At 56.2% G+C, this 13,114-nt stretch carries 9 protein-coding genes and 1 riboswitch; of the genes, 8 read left to right on the top strand and 1 reads right to left on the bottom strand.

Annotated elements, in window-relative coordinates:
* From HRQ63_RS10850 to HRQ63_RS10815, 8 genes are all read left to right on the top strand, one after another.
* A complete protein-coding gene (locus tag HRQ63_RS10850; RefSeq protein WP_172243093.1) occupies nt 1-936 on the top strand; it encodes an ROK family protein in 936 nt (311 codons plus the stop codon).
* A 137-nt stretch (nt 937-1,073) separates the two neighbouring features.
* Nucleotides 1,074-4,310: a GH32 C-terminal domain-containing protein gene (locus HRQ63_RS10845; RefSeq protein ID WP_172243091.1), complete on the top strand. Its 3,237-nt coding sequence runs from the start codon at nt 1,074-1,076 to the stop codon at nt 4,308-4,310.
* A 288-nt stretch (nt 4,311-4,598) separates the two neighbouring features.
* The gene (locus tag HRQ63_RS10840; RefSeq protein WP_172243089.1) at nt 4,599-5,984 is read left to right on the top strand and encodes a zinc ribbon domain-containing protein; all 1,386 of its coding nucleotides are present in this window, start codon (nt 4,599-4,601) and stop codon (nt 5,982-5,984) included.
* Nucleotides 5,985-5,996: 12 nt separating this feature from the next.
* A complete protein-coding gene (locus HRQ63_RS10835; RefSeq protein WP_172243087.1) occupies nt 5,997-7,187 on the top strand; it encodes a S1C family serine protease in 1,191 nt (396 codons plus the stop codon).
* Nucleotides 7,188-7,508: 321 nt separating this feature from the next.
* The gene (gnd, locus tag HRQ63_RS10830; protein WP_172243084.1) at nt 7,509-8,408 is read left to right on the top strand and encodes a phosphogluconate dehydrogenase (NAD(+)-dependent, decarboxylating); all 900 of its coding nucleotides are present in this window, start codon (nt 7,509-7,511) and stop codon (nt 8,406-8,408) included.
* Nucleotides 8,409-8,511: 103 nt separating this feature from the next.
* Nucleotides 8,512-9,183: a GntR family transcriptional regulator gene (locus HRQ63_RS10825; protein ID WP_172243499.1), complete on the top strand. Its 672-nt coding sequence runs from the start codon at nt 8,512-8,514 to the stop codon at nt 9,181-9,183.
* A 76-nt stretch (nt 9,184-9,259) separates the two neighbouring features.
* A complete protein-coding gene (gene gntK, locus HRQ63_RS10820; protein WP_172243081.1) occupies nt 9,260-10,807 on the top strand; it encodes a gluconokinase in 1,548 nt (515 codons plus the stop codon).
* A gap of 373 nt (nt 10,808-11,180) precedes the next feature.
* Nucleotides 11,181-11,318: riboswitch (SAM riboswitch) on the bottom strand.
* Between the two features lie 187 nt (nt 11,319-11,505).
* Entirely contained in the window at nt 11,506-12,294 is a 789-nt protein-coding gene (locus tag HRQ63_RS10815) for a carbon-nitrogen family hydrolase (protein WP_172243078.1), read from the top strand.
* A 118-nt stretch (nt 12,295-12,412) separates the two neighbouring features.
* On the opposite strand, the gene HRQ63_RS10810 is transcribed toward HRQ63_RS10815, so the two are convergent.
* Nucleotides 12,413-12,961: an S-layer homology domain-containing protein gene (locus tag HRQ63_RS10810; protein WP_342355253.1), complete on the bottom strand. Its 549-nt coding sequence runs from the start codon at nt 12,959-12,961 to the stop codon at nt 12,413-12,415.
* Nucleotides 12,962-13,114: the final 153 nt, after the last annotated feature.

The raw sequence follows: 13,114 nt of genomic DNA, 5'->3' as shown, positions 1-13,114 counted from the left end.
GTGACGGATCGAGATTCGAACAAGACGGAGCGCCCGACAGACGCTTCCGCGGTCATCGGCGCGATCGAAGCGGGAGGAACGAAGTTCGTCTGCGGAATCGGAACCCCGGACGGCGATATTACGGACCGGATAAGTTTTCCTACCGCGCAGCCGGAAGAAACGCTGCGCCGGGTCGTCGATTATTTCGCGGACAAAAACGTACAGGCGATCGGCATCGGCTCGTTCGGCCCGATCGACTTGCGTTCCGGCAGCGAGACGTACGGTTTCGTGACCACGACGCCCAAGCCGGGTTGGAGCGGCTTCGACTTTTTGGGAACGCTGCGGCGTTCGTTCGACGTGCCTTGCGGTTGGGATACCGACGTGAACGCCGCCGCTTACGGAGAAGCGATATGGGGAGCCGCGCAAGGTTTGGAAGATTGCGTATATTACACGGTCGGAACGGGCGTCGGCGTGGGCGTGTATGCGGGAGGGCGATTGCTGCACGGCCTTCTGCATCCCGAAGGCGGCCATGTGCCGGTTCGCCGCCATCCGAACGACGGCTTCGCGGGCCGGTGCCCCTACCACGGCGACTGTCTGGAAGGCATGGCTTCGGGTCCGGCGATCCAAGATCGCTGGGGCGTCCCGGGGCACGAGCTTGCGCCGGATCATCCGGCTTGGGAGATCGAAGCGCATTATATCGCCGAGTCCGTCGCGACGACGATCCTGCTGCTCTCGCCGCGCAAAATCATTCTGGGCGGCGGAGTGATGCAGCAGAAGCATTTGCTGCCGCTGATCCGCCGCCGCGTCGCCGAGCTAGTGAACGGCTACGTCGCCGCGCCGGAGCTTGCCGAAGGGCTGGACGACTACCTCGTCGCTCCGGGACTGGGTACGGAATCCGGATTGAAAGGCGCGTTGGCGCTGGGGATTCGGGCGCTGGAACCTCGATCGGAATATTGAAAATTAGTGCGGGTATCCATTTTTTCGCCAAAGCGAGAACCACAGCTTGACCGGGCATCAGCCTGCCGACTTTCATAGAAAGGTCGGCGGGCTTTTCGGGTTCCGGATTTTGATCGAAAACAAAGGAGGCCTATCCGATGAAAAAACTTAAAGCCATATTGACGTTGATGTGCACGGTGCTGCTGCTGGGCATCTGGCCCGCGGCGAAGCCGCAGGCTGCGGAACCGGAGCAACCGATTTGGAATTCCAATCTTGAGAACGTTATCATTTCGAACGGAGCTTGGACGGCGGACGAACACGGCGTTCGGGGAGAGGCGGATAGCGGTACTTCGGCGCTGCGTATGCACGGCGCTCCGCAAACGGAAGCGTTCGTATGGATCGGCGATATTTCGCCAGGCACGCCGGATGCTTCCGCGGGACTGATGCTTCTCGGCGACGCCGACGGAAAAGGCGGTTATGCCGTTCTGCTGGAGCGGGAGAAGGGTCGCGTGATCGCTCGGCTGATCGGGCCGGACGGCACGGAGATCGCGCGGTCCTCCGCGACGTACTCGAGCGAGGAGGGCGTCAAGCACCGGTTGGAAATATCGGCGGACGGAAAAGGCGGCGTGCGCGTATTCGTCGACGGCTATGCGGACGCCGCGATACAAGCGGACGGGCTGCCGACCGGCGGATTGTCGGCCGGCTTGATTGTGCAGCGCGACACGGCCGTGTTCCAAGATACGTATCTGACGCCGGAATCCGATTATTACGGCGAAGCGTATCGTCCGGCGTATCATTATTCGCCGCCGCGCGGTTCCGCCAGTGATCCGAACGGCATGATCTTTTATCAAGGAGAGTACCATCTGTTCCATCAGGACGGAGGGCGCTGGGCACATGCGGTCAGTACGGACATGCTGCATTGGAAAAGCTTGCCGCTGGCGCTCGAATGGAATTCGCTCGGCCATATCTGGTCCGGTTCGGCGGTCGCCGATCCCGACAACGTCTCCCGTTTGTTCGACGCGGCTCCCGACGGCGGCGGATTGATCGCCTATTATACGTCGTACGATCCGAACGCGGCCAACGGCAATCAGCGGATCGGTATCGCTTACAGTTCCGATCGCGGCCGTACGTGGCATTACCCGCAGGATCGGCCGATCGTAATCGAAAATCCGGGCCGAAGCGGCGACGATCCCGGAGATTGGGATTTCCGCGATCCCAAAGTGGTGCGCGACGAAGCCCGCGACCGCTGGATCATGGTGGTGTCCGGCGGGGATCATATTCGCTTTTTCGTATCGAAGAATCTGACCGACTGGACATTGACCGACAATTTCGGTTACGGCGATTATGTGCGGGGCGGCGTTTGGGAATGTCCCGATTTGTTTCCGTTGACCATAGACGGCACGGGCCAACGCAAGTGGGTACTGATGATCAGCACCGGAGCGAATCCGACGACCGAAGGTTCGGACGCGGAATATTTCGTCGGCGAACTGACGGACGACGGCAAGTTCATTAACGACAATGCTGCCGGAGAAGTACTCAAGACCGATCGGGGCAAAGAATTTTACGCGTCTTCTTCATTCACCGACGCGCCGGACGGCCGCCGTATCGCAATGGCTTGGATGACCAACTGGGATTATCCGTTCGCGTTCCCGACGGAAAGCTGGAAAGGCGTGCTCAGCCTGCCGCGCGAATTGTCGCTGGCGCAAACGCCCGACGGCTTGCGTCTGACGCAGCGTCCGGTTGCCGAATTGGAAGGACTGCGCAGCGAACTTTTTCGAACGAAGGATCAAGTCGTTAACAGGCAAACGCCCAATTTGTTGGACGGATTGTCGGCGGGCGCTTACGAGATCGCGGCCGAGCTGGAGCTGCCTTCGGACGGCGCGGCGCAAAGATTCGGTTTCCGCGTTCGCGAAGGCGGCGGAAAACATACGGAGATCGGGTATTCGGTCGCCGAACAGAAACTTGCGCTCGACCGTTCGGCTTCGGGCATTACCGACTTTTCGCCGCTGTTCGGACTGCGCCAGGAAGCAGAGTTTGCACCGGAAAACGGCGTCGTCAAACTGCGCGTTTTCGTGGACGAATCAACGGTGGAAGTATTCGCGAATAACGGCCGAACGGTCTTTTCCGACGTCGTGTTCCCCGATCCGCCGCAGCGAAGCATGAGCTTTTACGCGGCAGGTGGCGAAGTGAAGATCCGTTCGCTGGAGGTGCATGCGCTGGATTCGGTCTGGAAAACGCAATCGCGTGCCGAACTGGTGCTGAGCGCGGAAGAGATCGAGTTGGGGCCGAACGATTCCCGAACGCTGACGGCTGCTCCGCGTACTTCTGCGTCCTCGTCTTTGCCGAGCTGGACCAGTTCCGATCCGTCGATCGTGTCAGTCGAAGCGGGTGCGAACGGCCGGGCGAAGCTTACCGCCGTGTCTCCCGGTAAGGCGATGGTAACGGCTTCGGACGCGAACGGCGTGTCTGCCGCCGCGCGCGTGACCGTGCACGGAGGAACGTTCCGCTCGGATCTCGGCAAGCTGGATACCGCGCCGTCTTCCGCTACCTGGATCGTGACCGAACACGGCCTGCGCGGCGGCGCGTCCGGCGACACGGCCGCTATGTCCGGACGTTCCGCGGGCGATTTCGTGTACGAAGCGACCGTGAAACTCGGCGAATCCGGCGGAGCGGCTTCCTTGCTGTTTCGCGCCGATCCGACCGGCAGCAGCGGGTACTATCTCAATCTCGACCCCAACATGGACGATATCCGGCTGTTTTATAAAATGAACGGAAGCTTCGCGGAACGTCAGGTTATCGCTTCGTCGCCCGCGTCTATCGTGTCCGGCGGCACGTCCGTTTTGCGCGTGCAAGCGAACGGGCCGCATATCCGGGCATGGCTGAACGGCAAAAAGGTGATCGACGTACGGGACGGAACGTTCGCGGAAGGCGTTTTCGGCCTGCATGCTTTCGGCGGACAAGCTTCGTTTCAGCAAGTTCGCGTCAAACAGGACTCTCCCGCGAAGCCGAACGCTTACGCGCTCGTCAACCTCGAATCCGGTCTGTCGCTTGCGGCAGCCGGAAGCGAGCGCGGTTCGGCGGTAGGGCTGAAGTTTCTCGCCGCGTCCGAACGTCCGAGCTGGACGCTCGTCCCGACCGGAAGCGGCGACGGATCGTTCTCGCTGCGAACGCCGCAAGGACAAACGCTCGATCTGGACACCGGACGCGGCACGCTTCAGCTTTACGATTATCTCGGTTACGACAACCAGCGTTGGCTGCTGCGCAAGCAGGGCAGCCGGACGTTTGTGCTGAACGTCGCCAACGGCATGGCTTTGACGTCGGACAGCGAAGAAGGTTTGAAGCTGGCTCCTTACGATTCGGCGAACGCGGCGCAGTCCTGGAAACTTTACCGTTGATAAGAGGCTAGCTTGAAGTTTGCAACGAGAAATGGCAAATATCAAAGACCGGCTTTGCAAGTGAAAGGCTCATTTCCAAAAGTTCTTTCTCCCGTCGTTTACGGCGGGCGGACAGAACTTTTTTGTCTTTGGGCAAAGGTTAAAACCTTTTTGATACACAAGGGAAATCGTCCTAAAAAATCATGAATTATGCTACATTAGAATCAGACGAACAAGCAAAGAGACTGTAACGCATCGAAGCGCTGTTCCTGAATAAAACGAATCGTCTATTTGCGGGAGGGGTCCTGAATGTATTGCAATCATTGCGGAGCGAGGCAGCCGGAGAACGCGTCGTTCTGCGGAGAATGCGGAGCGCGGCTGCGTCCGATCGAGACAGCGCCGACGCCCGATCAACCGGAAGGCGCCAATCGGGCAGGGTCACAGCCGGAGGGAGATAGAGAGGAATCCACTCCCGAATCGGCAGCTCGACCGGAGAGTCAAGCTGTTCCGTTATCCACACTACTGTCCAAAGCACCAGGGGAGTCGCCGTACGCAGCGCCGACAGACGAAATGATCCCGTCGACCTATTCTTCTTTACAGAGGAGGCCGGATGAACCATATGCCGGAGATCCGCCTAAAAAGCTAAAGAGTGCTACGCGTCACTTTATGTGGATTGTCCCTGCGTTGTTGCTGGGGGTAGGCGCTGGCGGAGTGTACATGCTGCATGACCGGGAGAGTCAAATCAATGAACAAGCCTCGGCGCTGCATAACGAAGCCGGGGAATTGGCATTGGCGGGCAGTTATGACGAAGCGTTGGCCAAGCTCGACCAAGCTTCGGCGTTGCGTCCGGAGTTTGCGGCAATCACGACTGACCGTACATTAGTTGAGACGGCGCAGCGGATTCGTGAGAAGTTGGACAACGTCTCCGTCCAACTGAAGAAAAACGAGCTGGATGCGGCCGAGAAATCGTTGGGCGTTCTTGAAGCTTCGTTGGTAAAGCGGACAGAGCCTTTGTTCGAACAGGAAAAGGAAACGGTATCCGATAACCGGGATCGTTTATCGGTGCTTCGCGTTAAGCAGGAAGTGGACGGTTTGGATAACGTGGATGCGCTTGCGTACAAATTGCGCGAAGTGGAAAAGCTGGATACCGAAGAAGCGGATGAGGTGAATAAGCTGATCGTGAGTCGGATCGTGGCGATCAGCATGAAAGATGCCGAAGATTTGCTCAAAGATAAAAGTTTCGGAGCGGCAGTCGAAGAAGTGAAGCAAGGACTGCGATATGCGGAGAAGGACGAAAGTCTGCTGGCGCTTCAGGATCGTATCGAGTCGGAGCAAGCGGCATTCGAAGCGGCAGAGCAGGCGCGAATCGAGCGAGCGGCGCAGCAGGCGGAGGCGGACGATCTGAACAATCGAACAGCTGCAGTCTCCGTCGGCAATATGGAAGTTACCGTTTCGGAGTATGGAGACATCACGACGACCGGAACGGTAACGAATACGGCGACGCGCCCGATCTACGGCGTGGAAATCTCTTATTCGGCGTATGATGCGGACGGATCGTATCTGTTCTCTTCGTCAACCTTCACCTCCCCGTACTATATGGCGCCGGGCGAGAGCGGGACATTCACGGCCTATGATTACGGTTGGTATGACTATGTGGAGATCCGGATGGACAATGCCACTTGGTATCTGGAATAGAGGAGGACTCGTATGAGAAAAGGTTGGATATTCAGCGGTCTGGCCTCCCTGCTAATCGTAGCCGGAACAGGCGGAGCCGCTTGGTATGTGTTGGATGCCGTTCCGCAAGAGCTGAGCGGCGCACCGATCCTTGCCGCAACAGCAGCAGCGAAAACGACAGCGACGCCAACAACCAAAGTGCCGACGACGGACGTTAAAAAAGCAACAGAGTCGGAGGAGCCCAAGACACTCACGCTCAAAGAAATCATTGCCGAGACGCAGAAAAAGGTCGTCATGATCGAACTTGCGGACGGTTCGCTCGGCTCAGGTTTTCTGTATAACGAGCAAGGCGACGTGATCACGAATGCCCATGTGGTGGCAGGCGCCCGCGAAGTCAAAATCCGAACAGCAGATGCTCGCATCCTGGACGGAGAAGTCATCGGCGCAGGAACGGATACGGATATTGCGGTGGTCCGCGTTCCGGATCTGGCGGGAGAGAAGCCTTTGCAATTAGCCAAAAAGACAGCGGAGCTTGGAGATGAAGTACTGGCATTAGGCAGCCCGTTGGGGCTGCAAAATACGGTCACGACCGGAATCATCAGCGGCACCGGCCGCGATTTGACGATTGATCCGTACGTGTATCGCAATCTGTATCAAATCTCCGCGCCGATTGCGCCGGGCAACAGCGGAGGCCCGCTTGTCGATGCGACGACCGGAGCGGTGCTGGGAATCAACTCGGCGAAGATGACAGAGGAGAATTCGATCGGATTCAGCATTCCGGTCGTCGATATTCGGGATACCGTGGAAAAATGGTCCAAAAACCCGGGAAGCGATCTGCCCGAGCTTGTATCGAACGATTCGGAATCGATCGGTGATTCCGAGTGGGACATAACGGATGAAGCCGAATATCTGGTCGCGTTGTATTACGAAAGTCTTTCGGCAAAAGATTACGTCGCGGCTTATGCCTTGCTCGGCAGCAGTTGGCAGTCCGGCACCGACTACAACGGCTTCCGCGACGGTTACATCAACACCGGAGACATCTGGGTCGACTCCATCTCTTCAAAGCGCAACGATGACGGCGATGTCACGGTGACTCTGAACATCACCGCGGAAGAACGCCAAGATTCCGGCACGGTCTATACCGGCTATAGACTGAAATATCAGGTAGGCTACGAGAACGGCACCATGAAAATCTTTAGTGGTAAAGGCGAAAAATTGTCTTAGAAAAAATCGATTTTTATAATGATAATCATAAAAATCGTATTCTAGTAGCTTGACCAACCTTAATCAGAAGTTTACGCACACCTGAAATGCACACGCTTTAAGCGGAGAGGGAAATTCAGTGAAAGACGCCTTTGAACTCGGAAAGATTCCTGCTTCAAATCCAATTCGACTTTCCGAGCGAGACAGCGTTTTGAACGAATTTCTCTCGCAGCTTTCAAGCTTCACTGAACGCTTTACAGCTATCCAACAAGAGAGTATGATAAACAGGAAAGTTGTATACAGGTATACAAACTATACAAACGAAAGAGGGAGTGGACTTTTATGAACATCGGCATGATCGGACTCGGCAAAATGGGCTACAACCTCGTGTTGAACCTTTTGGAGAACGGACACGGAGTGGTCGTGAACGACGTCAATCCGGAGCCTGGACGCGAACTGGCGCAGAAAGGCGCGGTAGCAGCAGAATCCGTAGCGGAACTCGTTGCGCAATTGCCGAAACCGCGCGTGGTCTGGGTCATGGTTCCCGCCGGACCTATCGTCGACGGCGTGCTGGACGGCCTGTCCTCGTTGCTTGAAGAAGGAGATATCATTATCGACGGCGGCAACTCGCAGTACAAAGATTCGATCCGCCGTTCGGAAACGCTGGGACGCAAAGGCATCTTCTTTTTCGACGCCGGTACGAGCGGCGGCATGTCGGGTGCGCAAAACGGCGGCTGTTTCATGATCGGCGGCGACAAAGACGCGTTCGCGGTCATCGAGCCGTTGTTCAAAGACCTGGCGGTCGAGAACGGCTACCTGTATACCGGACCGAGCGGAAGCGGGCATTATTTGAAAATGGTGCACAACGGCATCGAGTACGGCATGATGCAAGCGATCGGCGAAGGCTTTGAAGTGTTGGAAAAAAGCGCGTTCGACTATGACCACGAAGCCGTGGCCCGCGTTTGGTCGAACGGTTCGGTGATCCGCAGCTGGCTGATGGAACTGACGCAAAATGCTTTTTCCAAAGACCCCAACCTGGACGAAATCCGCGGCGTGATGCAAAGCTCCGGCGAAGGCAAATGGACCGTGCAGGAAGCGCTCGACCTCGAAGTCAGCACTCCGGTTATCGCGCTGTCGCTGTTGATGCGTTACCGTTCGTTGGAAAACGATACGTTCCACGGCAAAGTCGTGGCGGCGCTGCGCAACGAATTCGGCGGCCATGCGGTAGTCAAAGAAGACTGATCCGCACCGGGCACCAAGCGGGAACAACCGAAAAACGGAATCCGGCGTCGATGGCTGCACATCGCGCGCCGGATTGATTCCGTTCACAAGGAGTCGTTTAATGATGCAATATCCTTCGGCTTGGCTTCAGGGAGCTTCGCTCGGCGAATCGATCGCGAGTCGGCTGCGACTGCAAATTATCAACGAAGAGATCCGGCCTGGAGAAGTTATTTCGGAAAACAAAGTAGCGGAACTGTTCGGCGCCAGCCGTTCGCCTGTTCGGGAAGCGCTTAAAATGCTGTCGGGCGAGGGCTTGATCCGTTTGGAACGCATGGGCGCGGTCGTGATCGGCTTGGACCTTGCGGCGATCAAGGAACTTTACGACGTGCGTTATCTGATCGAAAGCTTTGCGCAGCAGCGGTTGGCCGAACGGGATAACAAAACGTTGATCATGCGTCTGGAGCAGGGTATCGATCGGATGAAACTGGCGATCAAGCACGGCGACCGCGTGGAATTTGCTTATCAGGATTTTTCGTTTCATGAACGCATCGTGCAGGAAGCGGGTCATACCCGAATTTTGCATCTATGGAACAATATCCGTCCGATCGTCATGACGGTGATTTTGCTGACGACGGATAATGGTTTTAAGCAGGGAAACGAACGAATGGAGTGGATCGCGGACAAGCACCGGACCGTGATCGAAGGACTGCGTTCGGGCGACGAAGAGCAAATCGGGCAGATCGTTCGCGCTTATTTCGACGATTCGGACGAAACATTGGGTCGTAGCTTGTCTTGAGAAAAAGGCATGTTGCGGCTTTTTGCATACCTCAAAAAAGCGGTCCTGCCGCATAGGAAAGGATGAAGACTGAAGCATGAGCGAACAATGGATGATCGGCGTGGATATCGGAACGACAAGCACGAAGGCGGTACTTTTCAAGGAAAACGGGGAGGTCATTGCGCAGGAAACGGTCGGTTATCCGCTGCATACGCCGTCGCCCTCGGTTGCCGAACAAGATCCGGACGAAATTTATCGCGCGGTCGTGCAAGCGGTTGCGGGAGCGGTACGCGGCGCGAAAGCCAAACCTGACCAAATATTGCTCGTTTCTTTCAGCTCGGCGATGCACAGTCTGATCGGCGTCGATGAGACGGGCAATCCGCTAACGGCATGCATCACTTGGGCGGACAATCGGAGCGCGGCTTGGACGAAAAAACTGAAGTCGGAGCTGAACGGACATGAGATTTATTTGCGCACAGGCACGCCGATTCACCCGATGTCTCCTCTGGCGAAACTGCTTTGGCTGCGGCATGATCGTACGGAACTGTTTGAGCAGTGCGATAAGTTCATTTCGATTAAAGAGTACGTCTTTTTCCGTTTGTTCGGCGAATATGTGGTTGATCATTCCATCGCATCGGCGACGGGACTGTTCAATCTGGAAAAACTGGATTGGGACGAGGAAGCCATTGCGCTTGCAGGCGTGACGCCGGAGCGGTTGTCGAAACCCGTGCCGACGACGCACGCGGTCAGCGGCCTGCAGCCGGCGGTCGCGAGCGAGCTGGGTTTGGGCGTGGAGACGCCGTTCGTCGTGGGCGCAAGCGACGGCGTGCTGTCGAACCTCGGCGTAGGCGCAATCCGTCCCGGCGTGATTGCTGCCACGATCGGCACGAGCGGCGCGATCCGAACCGTGGTCGACCGTCCGGTAACCGATCCGAAAGGGCGCTTTTTCTGTTACGCCTTGGCTCCGGGACTCTGGGTCATCGGCGGCCCGGTCAATAACGGAGGGATGCTGTTCCGTTGGGTGCGGGACGAGTTCGCGGCTTCGGAAGTGGAAACGGCCAAACGGCTCGGTATTGATCCTTATGATGTGCTAACTCGTATTGCCGAGCAGGTTCGTCCGGGATCGGAAGGGTTGTTGTTCCATCCGTATCTGACAGGCGAGAGAGCGCCGTTATGGAATCCGGATGCGAGAGGGTCGTTTTTCGGGCTGACGATGAATCATAAGAAGGAGCATATGATCCGTTCCGTGCTCGAAGGCGTCATTTTCAACCTGTATACGGTCATGTTGGCCATGGAAGAACAGATCGGACGTCCGCAAAAGATTCATGCGACCGGAGGGTTTGCCCGATCGCCGCTGTGGCGTCAGATGATGGCCGACATTTTCGATCAGGAAGTCATGGTGCCGGAAAGCTTCGAAAGCTCGTGTTTGGGCGCGGCGGTGCTGGGCCTGTATGCGCTTGGCCGCGTGCCGTCGCTCGATGTGGTCGAGTCGATGATCGGCGGCACGCATCGGCATGAGCCGGTCGACGAGCATGCGAGGGTATATAAGCATCTGCTGCCGATCTTCATTTCCGTTTCGCGCAGCCTGGAGAACGAATACGAAGCCATTGCCAAGTTCCAGCGGGAGATGGCGGGGGAAGTTTAAACGGAAAAAGGCCTGCCTTGGAACGAGCCGGGAAAGCTCGTATTCAGGGCAGGCCTCTATTCCGAAAGCACCGACGGTCCGGATGATTGCATTTGAGGATGGAATCAGTCGTTTTTTGCAGCCGGGATCGGAGCGACCGATCCGGATGCGCGTCGGTGAAGGGACGGAGTGACATTTCGGCAAGCTGGACGCATTCGGCATAAGCCGAACGCGTTCGCGGAGAAAAGTCTGCGGCAGGGACCGCGTGCTTTTCCCGATATAAGAACCGGCAATGCCGGGCTTACGCGGATTGCAGAGGCTTGACCCTTTGAAAAAAAGACATCAAAAAGCCTCTTCTTATCATCAAGAAGAGGCTCGAATGGGCGAAGGTCTCTTCTTATCTCTCCGTTCATTCGTCCGCGCAAAAAACAAGCAGGATTCGAATGAACGAGCAAGAATTAGCACCGTGCCCCATAAAGGGTCGGTTGCCGGGCTTCATCGGGCTTTTCCCTCCGCCTGCTCTTGATAAGATGTTCTATTCATCACGTATAAGTAAAGCATATGACTGAATTATGCCATGCTTGACCTGCAGCTGTCAACGGCCCGGTCAACGTCGGAACAAGTCCAATCGGCCGATCCGACGCAGGGCTTCAAGCAGCCCCAGATCATATAGGCTGCAGCCGTAAAAGTAAAGCCTGATGCGAAACGGAGGAAACGTCATGAATAAATGGAAAGTCACCTGTATTCAACATGATGTCATATTCGGAAATCCGGAAGCCAATTATGCGAAAATGGAAAAATTGCTGGAACGCGCGATGAAGGATACGCCGGACGTGATCGTGCTCCCCGAATTATGGACGATCGGTTATGACCTTACGCGGCTGGACGAGATCGCGGAGGAAGGAGCCGGGCGTACCAAAGCATTTTTGTCAGAGGCGGCTAGGCGCTACGGCGTATATCTGGTGGGAGGTTCTACCGCCAAGCGCACAAGAGACGGCGTGTATAACACCTTGCTCGTTTACGACCGCGAAGGACAGCCAATCAGCGAATACGACAAAGCCCATTTGTTCAAGCTGATGGACGAACATCTCTATTTGCGTTCCGGCAGCGGAAAAGGGTTGTTCGAGTTGGGCAGTATCCGAAGCGCAGGCGTGGTTTGTTACGATATCCGTTTTCCCGAATGGATACGGACGCATATATCGTCGGGAGCGGAAACGTTGTTCGTGGTCGCCCAGTGGCCGCTGGCGCGTCTGGAACATTGGCGCGCGCTGCTGATCGCCAGAGCGATCGAGAACCAATGCTGGGTGATCGCTTGCAACCGGAGCGGCAGCGATCCTTCGAATGTTTTCGCGGGACATTCCATGGTGGTCGGGCCTTGGGGAGAGGTCATTGCGGAAGCCGGCGAGAGCGATGAATTCCTCACCGCGGATATCGATATGGCGGAAGTGATCAAAGCGCGGGGAAGAATTCCGGTGTTTGAAGATCGCAGGCCCGAATTGTATGAGTAAACGGAAATACTTTTTAAAAAGGTATATCAAAAGCCGATCTCTTACGGGATCGGCTTGAGTGGAGCTGTTTCAAATAACGACATGATTTTTGTATCGAACGTTAGGCATGGGCACTGATTCATTCGGCTGACAGATGGTCGATCGAAGCAGCCATGATCTCTCCGTAATCCGGCGTGGATACCGGGACGTCGCTCCAGGTCATCGGTAACTGCGGATCGGCCGGACGCTGCGTCAAACGGTTGAAAAGTTTAGCGGTCTCAACGCGGGAGATCGGCTGATCCGGACGAAACGAACCGTCCTCATAGCCGAGAAGCACACCTTGTGCGGCCGCTGCGCCGATAGCTTTTTCGGCCCAGTGACCGCTGACGTCATCGAAAGTTTTCGTTGAAGCAGATGTCCAATCGTAAACATTCATCAAAATCTGAGCCATCTCTGCTCGCGTAACCTCTTGGTCGGGAGAAAAAGTCGAACGACTCGTTCCTTCCATCCAGCCGTTCGAAACGACTAAAGCAATATCTTTGAATGCCCAATTCGTAGCGGGTACGTCGTTAAATCGTATGTCATCGGCTGCGGTCGGGCTGATAAGAGTACGGTGCAAGATGGATGCGATTTCGGATCGCATGAGTCCTTTTTCCGGTCGAAACATACCGTCGGGATAACCTTGCATGTACGCAACGTAAGTTTTCGAACCGCTCGCTTGTTGCTCAGCGGGAGCTGAGTCGGCTGCTTGAACGGAAGATAAGGGGAATCCGACAGAGACTAGCGAAAAAAGCGCGCAAAAGCTAATGAATCGTATTTGTTTTCGCCGATTTCGGATGAT

It is taken from the genome of Saccharibacillus endophyticus (assembly GCF_013185185.1).
In the GTDB taxonomy this organism is placed as follows: domain Bacteria; phylum Bacillota; class Bacilli; order Paenibacillales; family Paenibacillaceae; genus Saccharibacillus; species Saccharibacillus endophyticus.
Note: the sequence above shows the minus strand (reverse complement) of the source record. Positions and strands in the feature narration are given on the sequence as shown.

Excerpts from the sequence above, each read along its gene's own strand:
- HRQ63_RS10845 (WP_172243091.1), top strand. The coding sequence starts at position 1,074 with ATGAAAAAACTTAAAGCCATATTGACGTTGATGTGCACGGTGCTGCTG.
- HRQ63_RS10835 (WP_172243087.1), top strand. The coding sequence starts at position 5,997 with ATGAGAAAAGGTTGGATATTCAGCGGTCTGGCCTCCCTGCTAATCGTA.
- HRQ63_RS10840 (WP_172243089.1), top strand. The coding sequence starts at position 4,599 with ATGTATTGCAATCATTGCGGAGCGAGGCAGCCGGAGAACGCGTCGTTC.
- HRQ63_RS10825 (WP_172243499.1), top strand. The coding sequence starts at position 8,512 with ATGCAATATCCTTCGGCTTGGCTTCAGGGAGCTTCGCTCGGCGAATCG.
- gnd (WP_172243084.1), top strand. The coding sequence starts at position 7,509 with ATGAACATCGGCATGATCGGACTCGGCAAAATGGGCTACAACCTCGTG.
- gntK (WP_172243081.1), top strand. The coding sequence starts at position 9,260 with ATGAGCGAACAATGGATGATCGGCGTGGATATCGGAACGACAAGCACG.
- HRQ63_RS10810 (WP_342355253.1), bottom strand. The coding sequence starts at position 12,961 with ATGCAAGGTTATCCCGACGGTATGTTTCGACCGGAAAAAGGACTCATG.
- HRQ63_RS10815 (WP_172243078.1), top strand. The coding sequence starts at position 11,506 with ATGAATAAATGGAAAGTCACCTGTATTCAACATGATGTCATATTCGGA.